Raw genomic sequence first — 26,365 nt, 5'->3', positions numbered from 1 at the left:
AGACGACGCGAGCCCCTGTCGCTACGGGCGGGTTCCATGGCCGGTGCCACGGTCAGGACGGCGTGTCTGACGTATCCTCCGCAGCATGGGCAAGCTTCAGCAGGGAATGAGAGCGCAAGCGAGGTGTCCAAATCGAACGGCACCCTCAGCGGCCTGCGTTTATGGAGCACACAGCAAGGCCCAGGCGCGCATGTACCGGGAGATCGGTCGCTGGTCGACCCTGCTTGAGCGCCGCAGTAGTGATCCCTGGTCGAGTACCTCGATGCTGGAACCATACTGAACGTAAACGCCGAGCTCGTTGGCTCGGCTGGGTTTTTGCTTGCACAACGATTCGATTGGGTGTCGATGGAAAATACCGACATGATTGCCGAGAAAGAGGTCAAGAGCTGACCACAATGAGTGGGACGGTGCGCGCCATGAATCACAGGGAACCGCCGCCACAGTTGGTTGTCGCTGACGCGGCTGCTTGGCGCGCGTGGCTGGACGACCATGAATACTCGTCCGACGGGGTGCGCCTCGTCTTGGCGAAGAAGGGTACAACGGTCCCGACGTCGCTGTCGTACGCCGAAGCGTTGGAGGAGGCACGCTGTAACGGCTGGATCGGATGGGCGACGCAATTCAATCGACGCCCTCCCTTTCCAGCAGCTCTTCACTCACGGCGCGCCCGTTCCATCTGGTCGCGAAGGAACGTCGGAATTGTCGATGCTCTGATTGCGTCAGGAAGGATGCATGTACGGGGGCGTGCCGAGGCGGGCAGGGCGAAAGCCGACGGGCTCTGGGAGCGGGCGTACCCGCGCCCAGCATCTGCCAGTCGCGCTGACCGTATCGCGAAATAACCAGCCGGGGTCGTCAGGAAGGTCGAAAATCAACGCAGACCGAGGCTGTGTACTCATTCGACCAGCGGCATGACCTCGGCGCTGAACCGCTCGAGCTGATCCAATCCGGCGCTCAGACATACCTTGGGCGAGATTTCCTTGCGGGTGCTTCCCGAAAGTGCACGCACTCGCAGTGCTATGTGAGTGATTCCCGAACCGGTGAATGCGCGGATCCGTTCGGCGACCTGTTCTGGTGTGCCGACGAGGTGGATTCCGTCATGGTCCTGCTCCGGTCGGATCGGTCGGTCTCGCAGGTCGAGCTCGCACAGGGTGGTGTAGCGGCGCGGTACCGTCGCGCGTCCACAGGTCGCAGCGTACTTCTCGATCTGTGCGATCGCTACTCCCGCGGCAGCGGGGTTCAGGTTTGTGCCGTGGAAGCCGTCCCCGTGGGTTGCGACACGGTGCAGGCCTCGCGCGCTGTTGCCTGCAAGCAGGATCGGAATTGCGGTGGCGGGGCGTGGCTCGAAGTAGAGCGGTCCGAACGAATAGAACTCGCCGGGGAAGCCGCGGGACGGATCGCTCCAGCAGGTTCGCAGGATGTCGATGAACTCGGCGGTGGCCGAACCGCGACGACGGTACCGGTTGCCGGCGCCGAGCGCGCGGAATTCGTTCTCCTGCCAGCCGGTTCCGATGCCGGCGAGTACTCGGCCGGGTGCGAGCAGGTCGAGGGAGGCCCATGCTTTGGCGACGATCACCGGATTGCGGTTGGCGAGTACCAGGACGGAGGTGCCGAGTTCGATTCGTTCGGTGGCCCCCGCTACGACCGATAGCGCAACGAGTGGGTCGACGGCCGGGGTGTCGAATGCGACGGGGAAGCGGCGGTCGGGATGGTCGTGCTCGGTGGTCGGGGTGAAAACCACGTGATCGCTTGTCCACACCGCGGTGAATCCGAGCCATTCGGCCAGCATCCCTGTGGTCAGGATCGATTTCCTCGAGGCGAGGGGGCTGAGGTTGGGGAGCTTGACCCCGAAGGTGATCGCGGTTGCGGTCACGGCGTGACCAGTCCGCTGATCTCGTCCAAGCGGACGACGGTCTCCACGTTGTCGGTGGGCACGTACTCGGTGGGGCGTGAGACACCGGAGGTCACAGAGTCGATGACGGGGACCGCGAGATCACTGACGGCGATCGCCTGTCCCGCATCGGAGAGGAGGAAGTCGACGAACAGTCGCGCCGCGTTCGGGTTGGGGGCGGTGTTGCTGATCGATGCGAGCATCGCGAAACCTGTGGTGTTGTCGGGTACGACGACTTCGACGGGAGCGCCGGCTTGTTTCACCGTGGATACGGTGCTGAGCGGGGCGGGTACGAACGCGCCGACTTCACCGGCCGCGACCTGCTGGATGGCGTTGCTGACGGAGTCTCCCACGGCGTAGTTCTGGATTGTCTGGAGATCGGTGAAGTAGTCCTCACCGAAGGTGTTGAGCCAGAAGTTGTAGACGCCGGCGGTGGCGACGCTGTTCTGTGGTGCCGCGACGAGCAGTCCGCGTTCGATGGGGTTGCCGGTGGCGAGGTCTTCCCACGTCGCCGGGGGCGTGCCGGTGATGAGGTCGGTGTTGTAGGCGATGCCCCAGGGTTGTTCGAGAATCGGCACGGAATTCTCGGTCTGGTCGGCAGTGTCGACCCGGTCGAGGTTGGGGATCTGTGCGGGGTCCAACGATGCGAGCCACTGGTTGTCCGCCGCGGATTCGACGAAGACCGGGTCGGGTTGCCAGAGGACGTCGGCTCCTGATGATCCGGCTTCGGATTCGGCGGCGAAGCGGGCGTTGAGGTCGGCGCTGGCCTGCCGGACCACCTCGACGGTGATGGAGTATTCGTCTTCGAATGCGTCGGCGAGGCTTTGGGTGAGTTCGGCGTTGTACGCGCTGTAGATGACGACGCTGCCTTCCTCTTGTGCAGCGTCGACGACCGCGTCGTACGTGTCCATCGCTTCGGTGGGGCTGTCGACGCCGCTGTCGCCGCACGCGGCGAGCAGAAGGGTGATGGTGCTGAGCGCGCCGGCGAAGCGGAGTCGGAGTCGGGTCGGTGACGACATCATGTGTACCTCTCTGGGGGTGGGCTGGTCGATGCCTATCGGCGTCGACTCACGAATCGGACTAGCGAGAGTGCGGCGAGTACGAATACGACCGAGATCAGGCTGAGGATGCCGGCGAGCGCGGCGAGTTGTGCGTGGTCGCCGCCTTCGTAGAGGTCGACGAGGGTGGATCCGACAACCGGGTTCCGTGAGCCGGCCAGGATCGCGGCAGCGTTGACATCTCCGAGGATATGGACGAAGAACAGAATTCCGGCGGAGACCAGACCGGGTGCCATCAGCGGGAGTGTCACCCAGCGCAGCGTGCGGCCTTCGCTGTGGCCGGAGGTGAACGACGCATCAGTGAGGTCGTTGCCTACGCGGGACAGCGCGTCGGACGACTGCAGTACCGCCTGGTAGAGGTAGACGGCGATGAACGCGATCAGCAGCAGCCAGCGGGTGTTGCCGAGCCGGAACGGATCACCGGCGAACGCGAGGACGAAGGCGACGGCCAGCACGATGTGCGACATGTTGCCGGGCAGCTTGAGTACGCCGTCGGCGGTCCGGGCGATCCATGATCGGCTGCTGTGCAGGTAGAGCGCGGCGAACACGGCGGCGAGGACGCCGATGATGCTGCCGACCGTGCCGAGCCACAGACTGTTGGCCAGTGCTTTGCCGGCCGGACCGCTGCTCGAGAGAAGCGCCCGGTAGTTTTGCAGCCCGAGTTCGTCCCATTTCACATCCGGGGTCCAGTATTTCTGGACCGAGACGAAGAGGATCGCGGTGAGTGGTACCAGCGACATGATCAACAGGTAGCCGAGCATGCCGAGGCGCGCGACGGTTCGCCAGCGTCCCAATGTGACGACTGCGTTCGAGTGTCCTCGAGAGGAGATGCGGGCGTAGTGTCCGCTGCGGACACTGCGCGCCTGGAGTATCCACACCACGCCGATCACCATCAGCATGACCAGCCCGAGCAGCAGGGCACTGCGGGTGTCCGGCGGGTAGGCGAATTTCATCGCCTGCACGATGCGGGTGGATACCACGTCGATCCCGGATCGGGTCCCGAGGATGCTCGGGACCGAATAGATGCCGAGGCAGACCACCGTGACGAGGAAAACTGCCGACAACGCAGCGGGTTTGATGGCGGGCAGCGTCACGGTGACGAAGGTGCGCAGCGGGGAGGAACCCGATATTCGTGCTGCTTCCTCGAGTGCGGGGTCGAGAGATCGCAGCGACGCGGCCAGGGGCAGATACGCGTACGGAACCATGTAGGCTGTGTACGCGAGAATCACTCCGTACCAACTGAAGATGTCGAACGGGCCGCTGTCCATGTGGATTCCGACGACGCCGAGTCCGTCGCGGATGAGGAAGTTGGCGAAGCCGCTGTTGGGTGAGAGCAGGAAGGTCCAGGCGATCGAACCGGCGATCGGGGGCACGAGTAATGAGGCGATGGGGAGCAATTCGCCGATGAGTCCGAATCGGGCATCGGTCCGTTCGTTCAGCCATGCGAGCATGCCTCCGATGGCGAGAGCCAGGGGTCCTGCCACGGCCAGGATGATGGTCGTGTTGGTGATCGCCGAGCGGGTACGGGGATCGGTGAAGACGCGTTCGAGGTCGCTGAGTCCGATCACGTCGCCGTCGAGCATGAACGTGCGCCAGACCATGATGGTCAGCGGATAGAGCAGGAGCGAGCAGAGGACGAGGGTGACGAGGGCGGTGAGTGCGTGCAGTGGTCGGTAACGTAGTTGCCGAGACCAGCGCACATGCCGCGGTGGTCTTCCGGGGGTAGGAGAGCTGTCGGCTGGGGGCGTCGGCGGGGTTCGGTCGGTGAGCGGCGGCGCGGTGCTCATCGGCCGTCCTGTCCGGTGACGGGGGCGAATTCGGAGCCATCCATGAGCCAGCAGTTGGCCGGATCGAAACCGACCCATACGGTGGCACCGAGGTCAGGTGTCGGGGTGTCGCTGGGACGCCACACCTCGACCGTGTCTCCGTCCAATTCGATGTGGATCCGTACTTGGGCGCCGCCGAAGACGACGCTGCTGACGGTGCCGGAATGCCGGTTCTGTCCCGCGGCGGGTTGTTCGTCGGAGATTCGGATCGATTCGGGTCGAACAACTCCGAGCACATGGCTGCCGGTCTCGAATGTGCGTGTCGACACGCCGAGCATCGGTCCGAGTGCCGATTTGAATTCGATTGTGTCGCCGTCGATGCGGGTTACGGGTCCGTCGAACTCGTTGGTGCGTCCGACAAAGTTCGCGACGTAGCGGTTGGCCGGTTGCAGGTAGATCTCCCGAGGGGAGGCGAGTTGCTCGACGACTCCGTCGCGGAGGGTGGCGATCCGGTGCCCGAGTTCCATGGCTTCGGTTTGGTCGTGGGTCACGTAGAGAGCCGCGAATCGAAGTTCTTGTTGCATCTCGAGGAGGTCGCCGCGGAGTTGGTCTCGGACCTTGGCATCGACGTTGGAGAGGGGTTCGTCGAAGAGAACCAGATCGTTGCCCGCGACGAGGGCACGTGCGAGCGCGACCCGCTGCTGTTGTCCTCCGCTGAGTTGCCCCGGATACTGCTGGGCCAGATGCCCCACCCCGACCAGGTCGAGCACGTGCGACACCTGGGCGGTGACGGTCGCGGCGTTCAGGCGACGGCGGCGCAGGGGATACGCGACGTTCTTGAACACGGTCATGTGCGGCCAGAGTGCGTAGCTCTGGAAGACGACGCTGACGGAGCGTCGTTCGGGTGGGGTCAGTACGCCACGATCGGAGGAGAAGACGGTGCTGCCGCCGATGTCGATCCGGCCGCGATCGGGTTGTTCCAGTCCGGCGACACACCGCAGGAGGGTGGTCTTGCCACAGCCGCTGGGGCCGAGCAGCACCACGAACTCGCCGGCGTGGACTTCGAGGGAGATGTTGTCGACGGGAGTGATCGTGGCGCCGTCCCGGCGTTGGAAGCTTTTGCTGAGATTGCTGATCTCGACCACCGCCGGCCCGGCGGACATTGCTGTGTCCATGGTCGGGGCACCTCGATTCGGGTCGCCTGATGTGATGAGAGGCAACATATTTGAGGGTTGACCTGGGTCGATATGGTGTTGTGCCGACCAGTGGGATCCGATCAGCCGAGCGAGGTCGCAGTCAGGTCCGCGATCAGATGCCTGCGGATGACCTTGCCGGTGGGGGTGCGGGGGAGGTCGTCGACGAACACGACGTCGTCGGGGGTGCGGGACCCGCGTACTTGGGCTCGTGTCCAGGACCGGATGTCGTCGGAGGTCGGAGCACTACCGGTTACCGGTATCACCGCTGCGACGATGCGTTCGCCCCATTCGTCGTCGGGGAGACCGACCACGGCGACATCGGCGACATGCGGATGGGTGAGGACGGCGTCCTCGACCTCTGCGGGCGCGATGTTCTCTCCGCCGCGGATGATCGTGTCGTCGGCGCGTCCTTCGATGAACAGGTAGCCGTCGCTGTCGAGGCGGGCTCGGTCGTTGGTGGGGAACCATCCGTCGCTGTCGAGCACCGATCCCTGTTCCAGGTACTGCCCGGACACTTGTGCCCCGCGGACCCAGAGCAGGCCCGTATGTCCGGGTGCGGCGGGAGTGCCGTCCTCGTTGCGGAGCGCGACTTGGATGCCGGGAACGGGACGTCCCACGGAGGTGAGCCGTGCGTGGAGGTCGGGGTCGTCCGAGGCCAGTGCTGCACGGTGATCGTCGGGGCCGAGGAGTGAGATCGTCGAACTGGTTTCCGTCAATCCGTATGCGTTGACGAAGCCGGTGTCGGGGAAGGCGACCAGGGCGCGTTCGAGGACCGGCAACGGCATGCGGGCGCCACCATATGCGAGAGAACGTAGTTCGGGGGTGCGGGCGAGTTTGCCGTCGAGGTGGTCGACGATCCTGGTGAGCATGGTGGGAACCACCATCGCGCTGCTGATCCGCTCGGTGCGGACCTGTTCGAGCCATGCCCGGGGGGAGAAATCGTCGAGGTGGACCATGCGACGTCCGGCGTAGACGTTCGTGAGAATCGTGCCCATACCGGCGATGTGGTACGGCGGGGTGCTGATCAGTGCGGCATCTGTTTCGTCGGCGCTGCTCAGGTCGACGGTCTGCAGTACGTAGGAGGCCAGGTTGGAGTGGGTAAGCAGCACGCCTTTCGGGGCCGAGGTGGTGCCGCTGGTGAACAGAATGACGGCGACCGCATCCTCCTCGACTTCCGCGGGGGTGCTCAATGGTTCGACGGTCGTGAGGCGGGAAGTGAACTCGCCGGTGGACAACGTGGTGATGTCGGTACCTGTGAACACGGGCAGGTAGCTGTCGTCGACTACGACGACCGGTCGGTCGAGGCGCTGGACGAGCGCGAGGAGTTGGTCGTCGGGTAGCCGGTAGTTCAACGGTGCGAGGGGGATTCCCGCCCACGCGGAGGAGAAGGCCAGTGTCGGCAGGGCCGGCCCGTTGGTGCCGATGAACACGACTGTATGGGCGCCGAGGTCGGTGAGGACCCGGCCGCCGCGAGCGGCGTGGTCGTTCAGTTCGAGGTAGGTGGTGCTGTAGCGCAGGGGGCCGACGGCCGCACGGTCGGGGTGGGCGGCGAGTGCCATGTCCAGGATTGTCGTCAGATTCATGTGGGCCTCCGGAGATGTCGGGGTTGGGCCATGAAAAGGAAAGTTTGTCGAACAGTTCTATCTAAACATAGACATGTTTAGAGGTTTTGTGTACGTTTGGCTCAGCCGTAGATGGGGCGGCATGACTTTTCCTCGTGGCGCGTGAGCCACCCGTATCGATGAGGACAGTGCGATGGCCTGGGATTTCTCCACCGACCCTGATTTCGAACAGAAACTCGTCTGGATGCGAGAGTTCGTCGAACGGGAGATCCTCCCGCTCGAGACGCTCGGTGAGCGCTTCCGGGGCCGCGATGGGCGGGCCGGCTATCTGCGCCTCGTGCAACCTCTCAAACAGCAGGTCAAGGATCAGGGGCTGTGGGCCGCTCATCTTCCCCCGTCTCTGGGAGGGGCCGGCTACGGTCAGGTCAAGCTCGGTCTCATGCACGAGATCCTCGGACGCTCACACCTGGCGCCCTACATCTTCGGCAACAATGCCCCGGACTCCGGCAACACGGAACTACTGGCGTTGGGCGCAACCGAACGCCAGCGTAAGGATTACCTCGAACCGCTTCTCGCGGGTGAGCTCACCTCGAGCTATTCGATGACCGAACCCGGTGCTGGTGCAGATCCGAAACTGATGTCCGCCACGGCTCGTCTCGACGGCGATGAATGGGTGGTCGACGGACACAAGTGGTTCATCACCAATGCGGCGCTGGCCGATTTCCACATCGTCATGGTCCGAACCGAATTCGGCGACGATGTCCGCCCGCACAAGGCTTTCTCGATGATCCTGGTGGACTCGGATACACCCGGTCTCGAGGTCGTCCGCAACATTCCGACGATGGCGGAGCCGGACGTCCGCGACGACGATTACGGCGGCCACGCCGAGGTAATCTACCGCAATGTTCGTGTGCCCGAATCGAATCTGATCGGCGAGCGCGGCGGCGGATTCGCGCTCGCGCAGGGTCGCCTCGGCCCCGGCCGGATTCACCACGCGATGCGGTGGGTGGGTCAGAGTCAGCGCGCGTTCGACATGCTCTGCGAGCGTGCAGTGAGCAGAACTGCGCACGGCTCACTCCTGCGCGACAAACAGATGATCCAGGACTGGGTCGCCGAGTCGTACGCGGCGATGCAGGCCGCGCGTCTGCTCACGTTGCGGGCGGCGTGGCGGATGGATCGCCTCCACGACGAGGGGCGACCGTACAGCGACGCCCGACTGGATATCGGCTTGATCAAGTTCTGGGGCGGCCGTGTCCTGTACGACGTCCTCGATCGCGCGATCCAGATCCACGGTGCGCTGGGCTATTCGTCGGATCTCCCGCTCGAGTACATGTACCGGCGTGCTCGTGCCGCGCGTCTCTACGACGGCCCGGACGAGGTACACAAGGTCACCGTCGCCCGCCTGCTCATGCGGGAGTACGAGCCGCGTGAGGTTCCTACCGAGCACGTACCCACCCGGCGGGTCGACGCCGAGGAGAAGTTTGCCGACCTCCTGGACCAGGTTGCGCTCAACGCATGAGACGTTGATGGGTGGGACGAGGAATCGATGCGAGGAGTCGCGCACATGAAACACCCCACCGGAGTCGAAGGCGAACGCGTACGGCGCGGCAACCGGACGCTACTGAATCCGCTGCCGCGGAGGATGCGTCCGCTCAAGCTTGCCGAGGTGCTCTCGCGGGAGATCGTCGAGGAGATGCTCGAGGACGGAGTCGAGCCGGGGGATGTGCTGCCCTCCGAGGTCACGATGATGGCGAAATACGGGGTGGCCCGAACGACGCTGCGTGAGGCATTGCGAATACTGGAAGCCCAGGGGCTCGTCGTGGTCAAGCAGGGGCGAGGTGGTGGCCCGGTCATGGCGGCGGTGGATGCCTCCGATCTGGGGCGCACGTCGGCGCTCTACTACCGGCTCGCCGGCGCCACCTATCGAGAGCTGGCCGAGTCGAAGGTTGCGCTCGAACCGTGGCTGGCCGATCTCGCGGCGCGGCGTTCCGATCCCGAACAGGCGCGCAGTGCCCTGACGGCCACGTTCGGTGGTGCCGAACCGGTCGACGACGCGGTGCAACCGCGCGGGATCTGGCGTGCGACTCCGCAGTTCCACGAGACGGTCTACGCACTGAGCGGGAACCTCGTGCTCAGCACGTCGGCGAGCGCGATGTCGGCGATCTTCCGTGAGCAGGTGCTTGCAGCGATCGATCTCGCGCCCAAACACGACGACTTCTTCGACGCGCATCGCCAGATCACGGACGCAATCGTCGAGGGGCGTCCCGAGGACGCCCATCGGCTGTCTCTCGAACATCAACAGGACATCAACGACTACTGCGAAGCGCGGGTCCCCGAACTCCTCGACCGGGTCATCGAATGGCGCTAGCCGCATCGGTGTCGCGGTAGGAGGGCATGCGCTTCCGCAGCACGTCGAGAAGACGAGAAGGAAGGCACAGCTATGACTGCACCACTAGAAAAGGACATCCAGCAGGACTTCCGTGAGGCGATGGCCTCGGTCGCGACACCTGTATCCGTGGTGACCACGACCTGGGAGGGTGAACACTACGGGGCGACCGTGAGTGCGTTCTCCTCGCTGTCCATGGATCCGCCGATGGTCCTGGTCTCACTCGACAAGCGCTCCGCGCTTCTCACCGCAATGCGGTCTGCGGGCCGGTTCGGGCTCAACATCCTGGCGGCTTCCCAGGCCTCCACGGCGTCGCGGTTCGCGTCCGGTCGTGGAGTGGGGAAGTTCGAGGGGGTCAAGTGGCGACCCGATGCGGGGCTTCCCCGGATCGACGGGGCCCTGAGCTGGCTCGCCTGCGACGTGGTCGAGGTGGTCGAGGGTGGAGACCACCTCATTGCGCTGGGTGCGGTGGCGTCTGTGGAGGCATGTGAGGGCTTTCCGTTGACCTATCACCGGAGAGTGTTCGGTACGCACCTCGCGCTGTAGAAGACGGAACATTCGTAACCGGTAAAAGTTTCTACCCGCAATAATTGCTATGGAGAACAAGGTGTGGTCTTCTCTATGTATGGCCTCCGTCACATTCACCCAGATTGAGAATCGCGACACTGCAGTTGCCGGTGTCCTCGATGCCTGGGTACGCGCTGCTAGGGCATTCGCTTCCGCAGGGGTGTATCCCGTGGCAACCGGAATCCCCGGTGTCCGGCTCGATCGTCCCGCCTTCTCGATGCTCCGCGAGCTCGACCAACGCGGGCCGCGTCGGCTGGGAGATCTGGCGTCGGCCACCAATCTCGGTGTGTCCCATGCCAGCCGCCAGGTGGAGAACCTCGTCCGGGAAGGGTTGGTGGAGCGCACTGTCCCGACAGGCGACCGTCGCGTGACGATCCTGGCGGTGACGCCGGAAGGTAGCAACGCCGTATGCAAGATCGAGGAGCAGTTTCGGGGCTTGATCACCGACCGTCTGTCGAGCTTCGATGAGCAGGAGATCATCGACTTCGCAACCCTGTTTCAGCGTTTCGCCGGCGAACTCGTCCTGTGGTCCTGCGACGCGCCGCCCGGAGGTGGACGGGAGGCGATCGACGGGTAGCAGAAGCCGCGCCCGCGCGGCAATGTATCCGCTCTTCCGGTGCCCTGCTTTCAGATAGCGTCCGTCCAACGATTTATCCACGTGCACAAGCCATCTCGAATATCGATGGCTTGACCCACAGTCCAATCCGCATATTCTATGCATATATCGAAGCAATGTTAATGATTACCTAGGAGTGGTCATGACTGTCTTGCAAAACACCCCTGAAGATTTCGAGCTGGACACCGTTCCGCGTCGCTCGGGCGGGCACCGATCGGTACTCGGGCGCGCCGCGGTGGTGATCGACGCATTCGACGACGGCCGTGCGCTCTCGCTCGACGACCTGACCGCACGGACCGGCCTTCCTCGCTCCACGGTGTACCGGCTCGCCGAACAGCTACGCGATGTCGGCTGGATCGAACGAGTCGCGGCCGGTTACCGAATCGGGTTGCGTCTCTTCGAGGTCGGCGGTCTTGCCGCCGATGCCGCGCGACTGCGCACCCAAGCCTGTACATGGCTGTTCCAGGCACAGCAGCAGTGTGGCCAGATCGTGCACCTGGGCATCCTGGACGGTGATGAGGTCGTCTACATCGACAAGGTCGGCCCGGCCCGTAGCGACGTACCGACCCGTGTCGGTGGCAGATTGCCCGCCCATCACACCGCGATCGGTAGGGCACTCCTGTCCGCGCAGCCGGAGAAGACATGGAAGCGCATCGTCGCCCAAGCGGCGTCCATGTACACCCGCCCGGGTGCGCACAGCCTGAAGTCGATTCTCGAGACCGCGCGGCGTACCGGGATTGCAAGCGACTTCGGCGACACCGTCAGAGGGCTGGCATGTGTTGCTGCCCCGATTATCTCCTCGTCGGGAGTGGTCGGCGCGGTCTCCATTACCGGCTCGATCAGCACCAACCGAGCGACGTTGCAGACGCATGCCCGTGTCGTCAAACAGACGGCCGAGTCCATCGCGAGCTGCTTGATTCCCGCGGTCCCGGCAAGCCGCGGTGGCGGAGTCCGAGGCGTCGGCGAGCTGGCGGAGCCGCTACGCACCGATCTGGCCGGCTGACACATCCTCGGGTGCTTTTCGCGCCCCCGACATCTCGATTCACTCACTCTCGTTCGGAGGTTCGCCATCATGGTTTGTCCTTCTGGTTCCGTGTCGGTCAGCCTGGATGCCCAGCTGGCCGAATCGTTCCGCAGGGGCGTCGAATTGCCCGAGGATTGCGGAATCGACATCGCAGACGACCGGTTGTGGTTTCTGTTCCCGGAGTCCGATTTCGTGGTGCAGAGCCGGCCTGCAGCGCAGATCAACGTCGTCCACCTGTTCTTCTCTGTGGCCGTCCGTGCCCCGGAGCCGTCCCTCGAGACGTGGTGGGACAAGTGGTCGAGGACTGTCGATCGCCGCGACCAGGTCGAGGTGGCCAGGCGTGAGGTTCTGGCCGGCCGGAATATGATCCTGCGCATGCTCGAAGAGCGCTTCGGTGACGACGCCACGATAGCGAATCTGTACTACGCATAGGCGTTATGTGTACCGGCGTCATGTGAGCCGGTCTCGGTGGCCGCATGTTCGGCCACCGAGAGCGAATCAGGCGTGGTGGCAGGCGACGTAGTGGCCGTCCTCTACTTCACGCAGTAGCGGTTCCTCCTCGGCGCACCGTTCCGTGGCAAGTGGGCAGCGGGTCCGGAATCGGCATCCCGACGGTGGGTTCAGTGGTGACGGAAGATCACCCTCGATCTGTGGAGTCGGCTCGGTATCGGCCCGGCGAACGTCGGGGTCGGGAATCGATGCCAGCAGCAGACGTGAGTACGGATGCCGTGCCCGATGTTCCATCTCGCGGCTGGGCGCGATCTCGCACACTTTGCCCAGATACATCACCATCACCCGGTCGCTGATGTTCTTCACCACGGCCATGTTGTGGGCAATGAAGATCATGGTCAGGTCGAACTCGGTCTTGGTCTGTTCGAGCAGGTTGAGGATCTGTGCCTGCACAGAGACGTCCAGACTGGACACCGGTTCGTCGCAGATCAGTACCTTGGGCTCGAGCATCATCGCCCGTGCGATGCATACGCGCTGGCACTGCCCACCCGACAACTCGCCGGGCAGACGGTCCCATACCATGTCGGGATCCAGCCCGACTGCGTGCAGCATGTCGCGCCCCCGCTTCTCGAGCGCTTCCCGGTTCTGCCGCCCCCACATCCGGGGCCCCTCGGTGACGAGGTGTTTGACCTTCCGGCGCGGGTTGAGCGATGAGATCGGGTCCTGCATGATCATCTGCATCTTTGCCCGGATCCTGCGCAGTGCAGCCGGACTCAGCGTCGTCAGCTCCGTCCCGTCGATCGCGACGCTACCCGTTTTCGGGGTGGGTAACTGCATGATGGCCCGACCGGCCGTGGATTTCCCGCAGCCGGATTCTCCGACGATTCCGAGGGTTTCGCCGGCCAGCAGATCGAAACTGATCTCGGATACCGCCTGTACCTTCTGATGACGGCCGACGGGAAACTCGACCACCAGGTTCTCGACGGACAGCACGGGACCGTCGTCCCTGCGCAGGTGTGCAACTCCGCTACCGGCCATCAGATTCTCTCCACTTCCAGCACGCGATCGTCGACATCTGCGACGTGGGGCATTCCGAGATCCGCCGTGCCGGAGCCGTCCAGAGGGAAGTGGCAGGCCACTTCGTGTGGAGCGGTCGCCGCGGCATCCGAGGATCGTGTCAAGGCGGGTACGGTCAGGGTGGGCACGACTTCCCGGCACGTCTGCTGCGCGTACTTGCAGCGGGAAGCGAACGCACATCCCTCCGGAGGTCGCGTCATGTCGGGGAGGCCGCCGTCGATGGATTCGAGTCGGGTGTGAGGTTCCTGTTCGAGGCGGGGGACCGCCGCGAGCAGCGCCTCGGTGTAGGGGTGCCGTGGGCCTGCGAACAACTGCTGGGTCGGAGCGGTCTCGACGATGCGGCCCGCGTACATCACTGCGACCCGGTCGGTCTGCCCGGCAACCACTCCCAGATCGTGGCTGATGAGAATGCCCGCCATGTCCATGTCGGAGCGCAGCGACTCGAGCAGTTCCAGGATCTGCTTCTGGACCGTCACATCGAGGGCTGTCGTCGGTTCGTCGGCGATGACCAGCATCGGGTCGCATGCCAGGGCCATCGCGATCACCACGCGCTGACGCATCCCACCGGACAGTTCGTGCGGGTACTGGTCGATGCGCCGGGTGGGTTCGGGGATCCGGACCTTGCGAAGCAATTCGATGGCCCGCTCACGAGCCTGCTTCTTGTCGAGTCCGAGATGGGCGCGCAGTGATTCGGTGAGGTGCGTTCCGATCTTCTTGAACGGATTGAGCGCCGACATCGGATCCTGGAACACCATCGCGATGTCGTTGCCCCAGAGCTTCTGTTGCTCCTTGCGGGTGAGGGTCTGCATATCACGGCCCTCGAAGAGCACCTGTCCCGTGACGGAGGTGTTGCCGCCGTGCGAGACGAGTCCCATGATGGTCTGTCCCAGAACTGATTTCCCCGATCCGGATTCGCCCACGAGTCCCAGTGTCTCGCCTGCCCCGAGTTGGAGGCTGACCTCCTCGACTGCTCTGAGCCGGCCTCGCTTGGTGCGGAACCGTGTGGATACGTCGTTTACCGTCAGTAGCGGTTCTGCGCGTGTCACAGTTTCACCTCCCGGGTGCCGCCGGTGCGCTTCTGCGCTTTCTCGCCGACGATGTTGAGTGAGAACACCGTCAGGAACAGGAACAGACCGGGAACCCACACGATGTACGGATGTTGCTCGAAGACGGTGCCCTGGCCCTCCGAGATCATGTTCCCCCAGGTCGGGGTAGGGGGTTGGATTCCCAATCCAAGGAAGCTCAGTGACGCTTCCGCGACGATCATTGCCGAGATGAGAACCATGCCCATCGAGGCGAGGGGAAGGACGACATTGGGTGCGATTTCCCGCAACATCACCCGCAGCCGGGTGGCGCCCATTGCTCGGGCCGCCAACACGAACTCGCGTTGCGCGAACACCAGCGTGTTGGCCCTCGCAATCCGCGCCATGGTGGGGATCGCGAGGACGGAGAGCGCGAACGAGATGTTGCGGAGGTTCGGTTCGAGGACCGATGCGAGCGCAATGAGGAGGATCAGCGACGGGACGGCGAGCAGCGAGTTCGTGAGCACGCCGACGACGCGGTCGACCTTGCCACCGAAATAGCCGGCGACGATACCGATCGCGCCACCGATGATCATGCCGAGAAGAACTGCGGAGAGCGCGACCACCAGCGAGTATCGGGCCCCGTAGATGGATCGGGCAAGCATGTCGAGGCCGAAGTTGTTGGTGCCGAGCGGATGCACGGAGAAGAGGGCGGGCGGGGAGTAACTCGGCTCGGTGAGTGTCTTGGCGGTGTCCTCGTGCTCGGCGAACGGCAGGAGCGGAGCGAGTGCGGCCACTGCGATCAGCACGGCCAGCCACGTGCAGGACAGGATGAAGGTCAGGTCGAAGTCGGATCCGAACCGGGCCAGTCCGAGTCTGCGGAGGCCCATGTAGAGCGCTGCCAGGGCGGCCAGGATGACGAGCACGCGGGCCATCGTGATGAGCAGGGGGCTCAGGCCGATGGCCAGAGCAATCACACCCGCGGCAGCGAGGGCCGCTCCCACGCGGTACAGATTTCGGCGTTCGTCCGCGTCCGACGACTCCACCGTGTTCTTCGGGAGCGTGTCGTCCGGGGGGAGCCGGGTGCCTACGGGTTTTTCGATGGTCGTCTCAGACATGGGCTCGTCGGCTCCTTGGGTCGAGGTATCCGTAGGAGATGTCGATGACTCCGTTCACCACGACGTAGATCGCGGCGATCACCAGTACGGCTCCCTGCACCATCGGAATGTCTCCCTGTTGTGCCGCCCGGACGATGAGTGAACCCATCCCCGGTAGCGAGAACAGCGTCTCGACGATGACGGTGCTGCCGATCATCGAACCGATGACGACGCCGACCATGGTGATGAGAGAGAAGGACGAGGGCCGGAGCGCATCGCTGAACAGCAACCGGGCGTTCGACATGCCTTTCGCCTTCGCTACGAGGATGAAATTTTCCTTCAACGTCGACACCAGGTCACTGCGCAGGATGCGTGTGAACATCGCCATTTCGAGCAGGCTGATGGTCAAGGCGGGAAGGAAGGCGTGATAGAGGTTCTGGCCCAGGTAGTCCGAGATACGTACCCACTGCGATCGTGGGAACCAGCCGAGGTAGTTGACCATCACCATGATCAGCAGTAGGCCTGCCAGGAAGCTGGGGATCGACAGGACACCGAAGGTTCCGGCGCTGATCACGCGATCGATCCAGCCGCCCTGGTGCCGGGCGGAGTACATCGCCAGCGGGATCGACACTGCGATGGCGATCAGCAGACCCATGATTGCCAGCTGCACGCTGACCGGAAGTGCCGCACCGATGCTGTCGGTGACCGCGCCTTGCGGTGGAACCATGGAAGTGCCGAGATCGCCCTGCAGAGCCCCCGACAGCCATCCCCAGTATCTGGTGAGGAACGGGTCGTCGAGGCCCATCGCTGCGCGGGCCTGTGCGTACTCCTCGGCCGAGCGGCCCTCGCCGAGAACGGCTACCGACGGATCGCCCGGGATGAGCGATACGAGGGCGAACGTGCCGAGACTGACGATGAAGAGCACGACGACCAGTTCGATCACCTTCTCGATCACTGTTCGCGCCACCGTGTCACCGCCTCCTTCCTCTGTTCATGAGTGTCCGAAGCTTGCTTTCGGCGGGATACGAGATATCCGGTTGCTCGTAATGAATCGCAGATCACCACCTGACCGGGAGTGGATCGAATGTAGCTTTCGGGATCGGGTGGATCGGGCGCTCAGGTCCCACTGAATGGCATCGATTTCCTCGGGCCCCGAATGGGATGCTCCGTGGACTCGGGTGCGGGGCGACGACCGTGTGTCGCGCGGGCGCCGAAGAGAGATCTGCGTGCTGCGGATGCGCCGGGCGGCGATGAGGTTTCCGGTAGCTGCGCCGGGCGGCAACCGGGCGGGCACTGCCCTGCCGAGCGCCGACCGTACCTGCGGTGCTCGATGAAACTCCTGGTGAGCGCCATCTTGGAGGCCGGGTGGTCCTCCCCGGTACGGGTGTTCCGGCGGGGTGTCCGTCGCATGCGCCGCGGACCGCGTCCTGCGATGGTGACGGCGGTGCGCGGTGCCTCCGTGTCCGGAACCGTACCCAATGGCCTGCGGTCGCGCCGGTGCCGGCCACGCGATGTCGGACACGGTCGCGGTGCGGACTGTGCGAGCGCACCGCTGCGGGGGGTAGCTCGGGTGTTGTACGCAGGGGTGACGATGCGGTACGCATTGGCGACACCGTTGTACGCATTGTCGGAATGAACCGTATCGCCAGGAGCCCGTGATATCGGCAGTCCCTCGCTCCCTCAGCGGCGGCCCAGCTCGGTAACGAAGATCGCGTGGCCGTGGAATCGAATATCTGTGAAATATAGAAATACTTGTGGCGCAACAACATTGATGGATAGAGTCGTCGGCGTCATGAGCTGGGCGCGCGGCGTAGTTCATCGACGCAGGATCGGCGGCAGCGCTGTCAGGGCACGGGCCGATCGTCAACCTAGGAGGTTGTTCATGAGCAGGTACTCGAAGAGAGCCGGCCGAATACTGGCGATGGTCGCGGTCGGTGCCGTTGCCCTCGCCGGTTGTGCCACGACCGGCGGCTCCGACGATTCAGGTGGAGGCTCGGAATCCGAGCCGAAGGATCTGGCATACGGCATCGTCGGAGACCAGGAGGAGCCCGGAACGCCGGTGCAGGGCGGCACCCTCACGTTTGCCGGTCTGGCGCCCGTCACCAACCTCGATCCGACGCTGACGCAGGCCACCGGCTCGACAGGCGGCACCGAAATGGCAGCTGTGTACGACATTCTGATGCGGTATGACATCGAATCGCAGACCTTCGAACCTCAGCTTGCGCAGACGATGGAGGCGAGCGACGATCACCTGACGTGGACGATGACGCTGAGAGATGGCATCACGTTCAGCGACGGCACTCCACTCGATGCCAATGCGGTCGTCGCCAGTATCGACCGGTACAACACTCAGGGGGGCGCGCACTCGCAACTCTATGAGAAGGTCGTGACGAGCACTGAGGCGGTGGACCCGTCGACCGTCGTGTTCACCTTGAACCAGCCGTGGCGAACCTTCCCCGCCATGCTGTCGTACGGGCACGGAATGATCGTGGCACCGACTGCACAACAGGGCGATACGTTCACCCCGATCGGGGCCGGCCCGTTCACGGTGGTCAGCCTGCAACCGCAGCAGGAGCTGCAGCTGGCGGCCCGCCCAGACTACTGGGGTGGCGCTCCGAACCTCGACGGTCTGAAGTTCGTCGCCATCGCCGGCGACCAGCCCAAGATTGATGCACTCCGCACAGGCGGGATCGACATGGCATACGTCAGCAACGCCGAGACGGTGGATGCTGCCCTGGAGGAATTCCCAGGCTATGCGGAGGCATTGAGTCTGAAAATGGTCGGCCAGCTGAACGCCGCAGAGGGGCGCCCGGCCGCGGATCCACGCGTCCGTCAAGCAATCGCCTACGCTGTCGATCCCGAGGTGCTCGACCAGCGCGTGCGTGAGGGTAAGGGAATGCCCGGCACGGAGATGTTCCAGTCGTGGTCGGAATGGAACAGCGTTCCTGGAATCGAACCTTCTCCGGAGGAGGCCACGCGACTGCTGGACGAGGCCAAGGCCGACGGGTATGACGGCAAGATCACGTTCCTCAGTGTCAATAATCCTGACTCCCAGGAACTGGCGCTGGCGGTACAGGCCCAGATGAACGCCGTCGGATTCGATACCTCTGTGGAGTACGCGAGCAGCACCACCGACCTGGTCAAACGCCGCTACGTGGATCGCGACTTCGACATGAGCTTCGGCGCATACAGCCTCACGGATGTCGACCCCGAAATCCGCCTGTACAGTGCGCTGTACAGCGATTCCACGAACAACATCATGAGTTACACCAATCCGGAGATGGACCAATTGTTGACGGGCGTGCTATCGGCTCCGGACGATGATGCCAAGCGTGAATCGCTCGGTGAGGTGCAGAGCCTAATCAATACCGACCAGCCCTTCCTCGTCTGGGGCGCCGGGGTGGCCTTCGTTCCGTGGGCGCCCGACGTTTACGGTGTGACCCCCTCCACCGATGGAATCATGCTGCTCGACGAGGCATTCATCGCGAACTGACACTAAGCCCCTCGACGAGACAGTCCCGGTCACTTCGGTGGCCGGGACTGCCTCGTTCTACAGCCGTTTCGGAACTCGATGTCACGGGGTGGGACAGACCTGGTGAAACCGGCCCTCCTCGACTGCTACAACTCACGTGTAACCGATCCACAGACATCTCGCCGAACCCGGAAGGAGGTCGAAATAGCCGATGAACAATCATGATTCACCGACAAGCAGCCAACACGGGTCGAGTCGTGGCTGGCCGCGGATCGTCGACTTCTCAACCCATTTCAGTGGCCCGATGGCGAGTCGTGCGCTGGTACACCTCGGTGCCGATGTGGTGAAGGTCGAGAACCCGGTCAGGGGAGACGGCAATCGGCAGGTCGGCAATCCGTTCGCAGACGCCTCCGATGTGCACCACGCACTCAATGCGGGCACCCGCAGTATTGCACTCGACCGGCGCTCTGCGGCGTGGCCGCTCGTCGTCGACGCTCTCGCCCGATGGGCCGATGTCGTGATCGTGGGCGCCCGTCCGGAGGATGCCCGCAAGCGCGGCGTGGACGCCGAGACGCTCCTGGGCAACAACCCGGGACTGGTGTACTGCTCCGTAACCGGGTACGGCGACGACGGCCCGTGGTCACAGATGCCCGCCCACGGCCTGCAGCCCGATGTCATGGCGGGTCTCGTCGAGGTCGAGTGGCACGACGGGATGCCCCGGGTGCCGTCCTCGTACCATGCCCACGGCGCGGCCCTTGCTGGAATCTGGGCGGCCCTGGGGATCCAGGCGGCACTCCTGCGGCGGCTGCGTGGAGAGCCCGGCCAGGTTGTCACTGTCTCCCTCTGGGAAGCAGCTCTGTCGTGGATGTGGCGAGAAACCCAGGCGGGACTCAACAATCTGCCTTCCCGCCCCGCGTTCCAGGCGATGGGTTCGCGCTATCGGATGTATGCCTGCAGCGATGGGCGCGTGTTATTGGTCTGCCCCATCGAACGTAAGTACTGGGAACGATTCGTGGACATCGTAGGTCTCCATGAGTCCTATCGAAAGATCGGCTCGTGGGAGCGTGGCGCCGACTACGGGGCCGACCGTGACGACGAAACCATAGTTGTTGCAGCGGCTCTCGCTACCCGCCCGGCCGACGAGTGGGAAGAACTTTTCGCTGCCTCCGGAGTTCCTGCAGCGATGGTGCGTACTGTTCGGGAGGCGGTCGATACCGACCACGCCCGGCACCTCGGCGTGAGTAATCCTGTGGTCCTCGCTGAGGGAATCTACACAGCCCCTTTGACTCCAGTAGCCGTCGTTCCCGTAGACGGCGGATATCCGGGTATCGAGACGATGGCTCGTCGCCGCCGGGAACGGGGGGCCGGCCTCACGGCAGCTCCGGAACTCGGCGCCGATACCGCAGACGTGCTCGACGAACTCGGACTACAGGACCTGGTCGCAGAGCTCGAGACCGCGCCTGCCCATCGAGCCAATTAGCTCCGTCTGAACCAACCAAGGAAGAAGGAAGGTCAATGCGCAAACTGTTCAGCGTCGACGATCACATCGTCGAACCGCGCGACACCTGGACTTCGCGGGTTCCCGCGCGGTTCAAAGACCGTGCCCCACGTGTTCTCGAGGACGAGAACGGTGCCGAGTTCTGGATGTACGAAGATACTCGGCACACCTACTTGGGCCTCAACGCCGTCGCTGGCAAGCCTCAGGAGGAGTGGGGCAGGGAGCCCATGCGATTCGAGGACATGATCCCGGGTTGCTATGACGCGGCTGCTCGTAAAAAGGACTTCGAGATGGCCGGAATCATGTCGAGCTTGAGCTTCCCGACGCTGCCGCGGTTCGGTGGTGCTCTGTTCATCGGCTTCCAGGACAAGGAACTCGCAGATTACTGCGTGAAGGCCTGGAACGACTTCATGTACGACTGGCACCTCGTCGCCCCCGAGATGTACGTGCCGATGGCGATCATCCAGCTCTGGGACATCGAAGCTGCGGTCAAGGAGATCAAGCGCAACCTTGCGCGTGGCTTCCGGGCGATCACTATACCGGAGGAAGCGAGCAACCTCGGTCTCCCGTCTTACTACACGGATTACTGGAACCCGATCTGGGAAATCTGTGAGGCCGAGGGAATTCCGGTTTGCATGCACATCGCGTCCAGTGGATGGAAGGCGTTCCGTCCGGCGGAATCGTCGCCGGCACTCGAGATCGCCCTGAGTATGACGCAGACCATCACTCACGCCGTCGGCATGATGTACGGACCGGTAGCCCGCAAGTACCCGAAGATCAAGCTCGTGTACTCCGAGGGCGGCATCGGCTGGGTTCCGGTGACGCTGGAGCGCGCCGACCGTCAATACGGCCTGCACAAGTACTGGGGAGACCTGGATCAGAGCCTGACCCCGTCGGAGATCTGCAAGCGCAATATGTGGTTCTGCATGATCGACGAGCCGTACGGTCTGGCCAATCGTCATGAGATCGGTCTGGACCGCATCTTCTGGGAGTGCGACTACCCGCACGCGAACTGCATCTGGGATGAAACTCAGCCGACGGTCGAGGAACTCTTCAAGGATGTTCCTGACGACGAAGCGGAAATGATTCTCTACAAGAACGCAGAGAAGATGTTCAACTGGACGGTCCCCGAGATTCCGGATTGGGTTCGCGACGCCCAGATCCCGACCTTGGTCTCGAAGTAAGAACGGAGTATTCACATGCCCGGGCCGCTCGACGGACTACTCGTCATAGACGCCTCGTGGGGGATGCCTTCCTCCATCACCTCGCTCCTGTTGGCCGACTATGGCGCGCATGTCGTGAAGGTCGAGCGGCCGGGCGGTGGGATCGATGCCACCGCTCCGGAGCGCAAAATGTGGGATCGAGGCAAGTGGAGCATCGTGCTCGATCCCGACAATCCCGGTGATGCCGACACGTTGCGTCAGCTCCTGCGACGGGCGGATGTCTTCATCGAGTCGTACGGTGTCGCGCGCAGTAAGGAGCTGGGTCTGGACTACGAGGACACCTCCGTCCTCAATCCACGCCTGCTGCACCTGTCCACCACCGCGTACGGTCGCTCCGGGCCGTGGCAGGACCGTCCGGGCTACGACGCGCTGGTCGCCGCCCGTATGGGATTCATGGCCGAGCAACCGGGCCATCGCAAGGCACCTATATTCCTGGGGCATCCGAGCGTCGGGTACACCACCGGTTTCCTCGGTGCCATCGGGGTTCTCGCCGGATTGCGTGCCCGTCGTATCACGGGGCGCGGGCAACGCGTCGATGTCTCGATTCTGGACGGTGTACTCGGGCAGGCGCCCATGAATTGGTGGTTCACCACCAAGGACGAGTCGTACCTCGACACCGAGGAGAAAGGCCACTTCGGTCACCGGCGCGTGCTGATCGACTTGTTCGAGTGCGGAGACGGCGAGTACCTGATGATCCACACCGGCGGCAACGGGGCATTCAAAGCCGCCATGGAGGTTCTCGGCGTAGGTGAATATTTCAGGGCTGTCACCGGCAAGGTAGAGATGGCAGTGCCATTGAGCGAGGAGGAGTTTCGGATCGCACGACACGAGGTGCCGACGATCTGGAAGACACGACCTCGCGACGAATGGCTCGATCTGCTCCGCGCCCGCGACGTCGCGGTGGTGCCGGTGCTGCGTCCCGGCGAGATTCTCGAGCACGAGCAGGTTCGGCACGCAGGTCTGGTCATGGACATGCCCGATGCCGAGTACGGAACGGTGCGGCAGGTTGCTCCGGTGATCAAGTTCTCCACCGTGAATCCGGCGCTGCCCGAGCCGGCGCCCACTGTGGGCCTGCACCAGTCGGAGCTTCCCACTTTGCTCGCGCTCGAACCGAAAATCGAGGTCGCGGGTGAGCATCTCGACCATCCGTTGTCGGGGCTGCGCGTTCTCGATCTGAGCCAGTTCATGGCCGCCGCGTACGGGGCCAAGTACCTCGCCGATCTGGGTGCGGACGTGATCAAGATCGAGCCGCCGATCGGCGACACGATGCGGTCCCTGCCCGACCCCTTCGAAGCGTGTCAGCGCGGTAAGCGGGCCATCGTGCTCGACCTGACCACGGAGGAGGGCAAGAGTCGCTTCCTGCGTCTGCTGGATACTGCGGATATCGTCGTGCACAATCTGCGGCCGGGCAAGGCGGAGAGGCTCGGCGTCGACTACGAGTCACTGCGACAGTACAAGCCCGATCTCATCTACTGCTATCAGCCGGGCTGGGGCGCGGATGGCCCGTGCGCCATGGAGAAGAGTTTTGCGCCGCTACTGTCGGCGCTGACGGGACTCATGTACGTCGCGTCGGGCACGGGTAACAAGCCGGTGCGCCGAGCACGCGCGAGCGAGGACTACTACGGCGGATTCCTCGGGGCCACCGGCATTCTGATGGCACTCGAACACCGGGCCCGCACCGGTGAAGGTCAGTCCGTTCTCGCACCGCAACTCCATGCCAGCCTGTTCGCGGTGAGCGAGCATATGACCGACGGTGAGCACAAGCCGCTGGATACCGCTCGACTCGATGCCAGACAACTCGGGCTCTCGCCGACGTACCGTCTGTTCGAGACCGCCGATGGATGGGTCTGTGTCGCGGCAGTGGGGGAGAGCGCCCAGTGCCGTCTGCGGGAGGGACTGCAGTCGGCCGGCGCCAGTGTCAACAACCTCCGTTCAGAGGAGGCGCTGGGAATTTCACTGGAGATCTATCTGTCTACTCTCGACACGCCTTCTGCAACAGAATGGCTCGACTCGCATAGGATCGCCAACGAGGTGGCTCGCGAGACGCCGTTCATGCCGGAATTCTTCTGGCAGGAATGGGCAGTGGAATCGGGCCACGTGTTCGAGCACCTAGAGCACGCGGACTGGGGGTACATCAGGGAGGTGGGCTCGACTGTCAGGTTGTCCGATACGCCGGGTCGTAAGACCGGTCCCGGACCGACTCTGGGAGAGCACACTGCAGAGGTTCTCAACTCTCTGTCGACCTGAACTTCACCCTGGTCGCTCGTGCGACCAGAGGAGAGAGATGCCTGCTGACGAGGCGAAAGACCCCGCCCCGCGAAAGTCGGTCCGCCGCGAGTCGAGCCCCGCCACCACGCTGCGACGTCCACAGAAGATGTCGGAACACACCGCGCGAAAGGTGGTGGCCGACATCATCGACGCGGGTCTCGGTGCCGGCGACCGGCTGCCCTCGGTGCCGTCGATGGCCGAGAACTACGGTGTGGGCTACGCCTCGGTCCGGGAAGCTCTGCGCATGCTCGAGTCGATCGGGTTGATCCACGTGAGGCCGGGTCCCAACGGGGGCCCGGTCGTCAACGATCGCGACGGCGCAGAGTTCAGTTCCGTGATCAGGCTGTATTGCCAGATCATGGGTGTCACATATCGGCACATCATCGCGGCTCGGCAGGCGCTCGAACCGGTCTTGGTACGAGAACTGGCAATTGGTGGTACTTCCGAGCTGCAGACAGCGCTGTTAGAGGTCACCAGTCACGAGATGGGCCCGGGCACCGCTTTCCGGGCGCAGGCCCGCAACTTTCACGATGTGATCTCCAGCTACTCGGCCTCCAACCCGGTACTCAGTCTCTTCGCCCGCGCCGTCGGCCAGATCTACCGAGAGTTCATCCGCGCCGCAGGACCCCGCACCGAGCCGGCCGACCGACCCGAGGTCCACGCTGAGCACCGCGCCATCGCCGAGGCCGTCGCAGCCGAGGACGGTGCCCGTGCCGAACAGCTTATGAGCCAGCACATGGCCGGTCTTGCGGAGTACGTCGAAGCGCACTATTCGATGACGCTGGACTCCGTCATCGAATGGGTCTGAGTACCGGATTCACCCTAGGTATGCAAGTGTTTTCGGCTCTCGGCCGGTAGTACGAACTTCCTGTGAAGCGGATCTCATCCAGTGGCACCTGACCCTCCTCCACACATGTTCTATGCGCCTAGTGTCCAACTATCGCGCAGCCCGGAACATCAGGAGGAAAGATGCCAAGCAAAGGCGGCCCACATCCGGGTCCAGGAACCGGCCACGAGGCTGCGGTCGGCGCAGTGCTCGGGGCAGTGCACGATCTGCTCCTCGGAATCGGTGAACGTGCCGCGCAAGCGGAGTCCGATCGCCGGCTCCCGGATTCCACGGTCAAGGAGCTCACGGACGCCGGGGTGATGCGCATGCTGCAGCCCAAAGCGTTCGGTGGCTACGAGACAGAACCCGCGGCGTTCTACGAAGCGGTGCTCACGATCGCCGAACACTGTGGTTCGACGGCATGGGTCACCGGGGTCGTCGGCGTCCACAACTGGCAGCTCGCGCTCTTCGATGCCAAGCTCCAGCACGAAATCTGGGATGAGAACCCCGATGCCTGGATCAGCTCGTCCTATATGCCGGGAGGCAAACTTACAGCCGTACCCGGAGGGTTCGAACTCACGGGACGGTGGAGCTTCTCCTCGGGCAGTGACCATTGCCAATGGGCCATTCTGGGCGCGCTACAGGTGAACGAGGACGGCCCTCCCACCACCTACAACGTCGTGATCCCCCGGACCGACTATGTGGTCGAGGATGTCTGGCACACCGTCGGACTGCGCGGTACCGGTAGCAACGACATCGTGATCGACGGCGCATTCGTACCCTCTCACCGTGCGCTGACGAAGACCCAGGTCTACTCGAATGACGCCCCCGGACGCGTGAGCAACACTTCGCCGCTCTACGGTATGCCGTTCGCGACGATGTTCCCCAGCGTCATTACCGCCCCCGTGATCGGAATGGCTCAGGGCTTGCTGGACATTGCCGTCGACTATCAGAGCAAGCGAGTCAGTCGCGCCCACGGCAAAATGCTCGATGCCGACCCGTACTCGGTAGCAGCTCTCGGCGCCGCAGCAAGCACGATAGACGCCTGCCGTCGCCAACTGCTCGGCAACATCTCCGAGATCCATACCACCCTCGCAGCAGGCGGAGTTCCGACGATGGAGCAGCGGTCGACCGCTCGCCGCGATCAGGTCCTGGGCACCGTGCGATGTGTGTCTGCCATCGACGATGTCTTCGACCGCGCAGGCGCAGCCGTCATCAGCGACACCCACCCCATGCAGCGCATCTGGCGCGACGCCCATGCCGCCAAGCACCACACAGTCAACACCAACGAACGAACCCTGCACAGCTGGGCCCACAACGCCATGGGGCTGGGCCCAAGCGAATCCGTAGTCTGAGCAGAAGGAACAAGCAC

Annotated in this window: 21 protein-coding genes; 12 read left to right on the top strand and 9 right to left on the bottom strand. The window is 63.8% G+C overall.

All coding sequences use genetic code 11. The features are described 5' to 3' along the window. Positions 1-889 precede the first annotated feature (889 nt). The 5 genes from ACTDXD_RS05005 to ACTDXD_RS04985 all read right to left on the bottom strand — a co-directional run bounded on the left by ACTDXD_RS05005 (position 890) and on the right by ACTDXD_RS04985 (position 7,488). Positions 890-1,867 carry a TIGR03619 family F420-dependent LLM class oxidoreductase gene (locus ACTDXD_RS05005; RefSeq protein WP_440126071.1) on the bottom strand — a complete coding sequence of 326 codons (978 nt, stop codon included), beginning with the start codon at positions 1,865-1,867 and terminating at the stop codon, positions 890-892. Then, the gene (locus ACTDXD_RS05000; RefSeq protein ID WP_440126070.1) at positions 1,864-2,907 is read right to left on the bottom strand and encodes an ABC transporter substrate-binding protein; all 1,044 of its coding nucleotides are present in this window, start codon (positions 2,905-2,907) and stop codon (positions 1,864-1,866) included. Before ACTDXD_RS05000 ends, ACTDXD_RS05005 begins: the two co-directional genes overlap by 4 nt. A 32-nt stretch (positions 2,908-2,939) precedes the next feature. Next, entirely contained in the window at positions 2,940-4,730 is a 1,791-nt protein-coding gene (locus ACTDXD_RS04995; RefSeq protein WP_440126069.1) for an ABC transporter permease, read from the bottom strand. Further along, complete coding sequence (locus tag ACTDXD_RS04990) at positions 4,727-5,884, bottom strand: ABC transporter ATP-binding protein (protein WP_440126068.1); 1,158 nt, start codon at positions 5,882-5,884, stop codon at positions 4,727-4,729. The genes ACTDXD_RS04995 and ACTDXD_RS04990 overlap by 4 nt, the downstream gene beginning before the upstream one ends. Before the next feature lie 101 nt (positions 5,885-5,985). Then, entirely contained in the window at positions 5,986-7,488 is a 1,503-nt protein-coding gene (locus ACTDXD_RS04985; protein ID WP_440126067.1) for a class I adenylate-forming enzyme family protein, read from the bottom strand. Positions 7,489-7,660: 172 nt separating this feature from the next. On the opposite strand from ACTDXD_RS04985, the gene ACTDXD_RS04980 reads away from it, so the two are divergent. The 6 genes from ACTDXD_RS04980 to ACTDXD_RS04955 all read left to right on the top strand — a co-directional run bounded on the left by ACTDXD_RS04980 (position 7,661) and on the right by ACTDXD_RS04955 (position 12,492). Beyond that, the gene (locus ACTDXD_RS04980) at positions 7,661-8,986 is read left to right on the top strand and encodes an acyl-CoA dehydrogenase family protein (protein ID WP_440126066.1); all 1,326 of its coding nucleotides are present in this window, start codon (positions 7,661-7,663) and stop codon (positions 8,984-8,986) included. Positions 8,987-9,031: 45 nt separating this feature from the next. After that, positions 9,032-9,835, top strand: a complete 804-nt coding sequence (locus ACTDXD_RS04975; RefSeq protein ID WP_440126065.1) for a FadR/GntR family transcriptional regulator — start codon at positions 9,032-9,034, stop codon at positions 9,833-9,835. Between the two features lie 72 nt (positions 9,836-9,907). After that, the gene (locus tag ACTDXD_RS04970; RefSeq protein WP_440126064.1) at positions 9,908-10,399 is read left to right on the top strand and encodes a flavin reductase family protein; all 492 of its coding nucleotides are present in this window, start codon (positions 9,908-9,910) and stop codon (positions 10,397-10,399) included. Between the two features lie 190 nt (positions 10,400-10,589). Beyond that, positions 10,590-10,997 (top strand): MarR family winged helix-turn-helix transcriptional regulator, encoded by a 408-nt coding sequence (locus tag ACTDXD_RS04965; RefSeq protein ID WP_440126063.1) that lies wholly within the window; start codon positions 10,590-10,592, stop codon positions 10,995-10,997. Between the two features lie 181 nt (positions 10,998-11,178). Further along, complete coding sequence (locus ACTDXD_RS04960; RefSeq protein ID WP_440126062.1) at positions 11,179-12,039, top strand: IclR family transcriptional regulator; 861 nt, start codon at positions 11,179-11,181, stop codon at positions 12,037-12,039. A gap of 90 nt (positions 12,040-12,129) precedes the next feature. Further along, on the top strand, positions 12,130-12,492 hold the full coding sequence (locus ACTDXD_RS04955) for a hypothetical protein (protein WP_440126061.1): 363 nt from the start codon (positions 12,130-12,132) through the stop codon (positions 12,490-12,492). Positions 12,493-12,558: 66 nt separating this feature from the next. Here ACTDXD_RS04955 and ACTDXD_RS04950 read toward each other — a convergent pair whose 3' ends face one another. The 4 genes from ACTDXD_RS04950 to ACTDXD_RS04935 are packed head-to-tail and all read right to left on the bottom strand — an operon-like array spanning position 12,559 to position 16,673. Next, positions 12,559-13,548, bottom strand: a complete 990-nt coding sequence (locus ACTDXD_RS04950; RefSeq protein ID WP_440126060.1) for an ABC transporter ATP-binding protein — start codon at positions 13,546-13,548, stop codon at positions 12,559-12,561. Next, on the bottom strand, positions 13,548-14,633 hold the full coding sequence (locus ACTDXD_RS04945; RefSeq protein WP_440126059.1) for an ABC transporter ATP-binding protein: 1,086 nt from the start codon (positions 14,631-14,633) through the stop codon (positions 13,548-13,550). The genes ACTDXD_RS04950 and ACTDXD_RS04945 overlap by 1 nt, the downstream gene beginning before the upstream one ends. Next, positions 14,630-15,727, bottom strand: coding sequence for an ABC transporter permease (locus tag ACTDXD_RS04940; RefSeq protein WP_440126058.1), 1,098 nt, complete (start codon positions 15,725-15,727; stop codon positions 14,630-14,632). Before ACTDXD_RS04940 ends, ACTDXD_RS04945 begins: the two co-directional genes overlap by 4 nt. Then, the gene (locus ACTDXD_RS04935) at positions 15,720-16,673 is read right to left on the bottom strand and encodes an ABC transporter permease (RefSeq protein ID WP_440126057.1); all 954 of its coding nucleotides are present in this window, start codon (positions 16,671-16,673) and stop codon (positions 15,720-15,722) included. The genes ACTDXD_RS04940 and ACTDXD_RS04935 overlap by 8 nt, the downstream gene beginning before the upstream one ends. Before the next feature lie 825 nt (positions 16,674-17,498). Between ACTDXD_RS04935 and ACTDXD_RS04930 the strand changes: the two genes are divergently transcribed. The 6 genes from ACTDXD_RS04930 to hsaA all read left to right on the top strand — a co-directional run bounded on the left by ACTDXD_RS04930 (position 17,499) and on the right by hsaA (position 26,348). Next, complete coding sequence (locus ACTDXD_RS04930) at positions 17,499-19,199, top strand: ABC transporter substrate-binding protein (protein WP_440126056.1); 1,701 nt, start codon at positions 17,499-17,501, stop codon at positions 19,197-19,199. Positions 19,200-19,389: 190 nt separating this feature from the next. After that, positions 19,390-20,658 (top strand): CaiB/BaiF CoA transferase family protein, encoded by a 1,269-nt coding sequence (locus ACTDXD_RS04925; protein ID WP_440126055.1) that lies wholly within the window; start codon positions 19,390-19,392, stop codon positions 20,656-20,658. A gap of 35 nt (positions 20,659-20,693) precedes the next feature. Then, positions 20,694-21,860 carry an amidohydrolase family protein gene (locus tag ACTDXD_RS04920; RefSeq protein WP_440126054.1) on the top strand — a complete coding sequence of 389 codons (1,167 nt, stop codon included), beginning with the start codon at positions 20,694-20,696 and terminating at the stop codon, positions 21,858-21,860. A 15-nt stretch (positions 21,861-21,875) separates the two neighbouring features. Further along, the gene (locus ACTDXD_RS04915; RefSeq protein WP_440126053.1) at positions 21,876-24,146 is read left to right on the top strand and encodes a CaiB/BaiF CoA transferase family protein; all 2,271 of its coding nucleotides are present in this window, start codon (positions 21,876-21,878) and stop codon (positions 24,144-24,146) included. A 37-nt stretch (positions 24,147-24,183) separates the two neighbouring features. Further along, a complete protein-coding gene (locus ACTDXD_RS04910; RefSeq protein WP_440126052.1) occupies positions 24,184-24,975 on the top strand; it encodes a FadR/GntR family transcriptional regulator in 792 nt (263 codons plus the stop codon). A 161-nt stretch (positions 24,976-25,136) separates the two neighbouring features. After that, positions 25,137-26,348 carry a 3-hydroxy-9,10-secoandrosta-1,3,5(10)-triene-9,17-dione monooxygenase oxygenase subunit gene (gene hsaA, locus ACTDXD_RS04905; RefSeq protein ID WP_440126051.1) on the top strand — a complete coding sequence of 404 codons (1,212 nt, stop codon included), beginning with the start codon at positions 25,137-25,139 and terminating at the stop codon, positions 26,346-26,348. Positions 26,349-26,365: the final 17 nt, after the last annotated feature.

Origin of the sequence: Rhodococcus sp. SJ-3 (assembly GCF_051918125.1) — a bacterium.
Taxonomy (GTDB): Bacteria; Actinomycetota; Actinomycetes; order Mycobacteriales; family Mycobacteriaceae; genus Rhodococcus.
The sequence above is the reverse complement of the archived record's forward strand: the minus strand, read 5'-3'. Positions and strand labels throughout refer to the sequence as shown.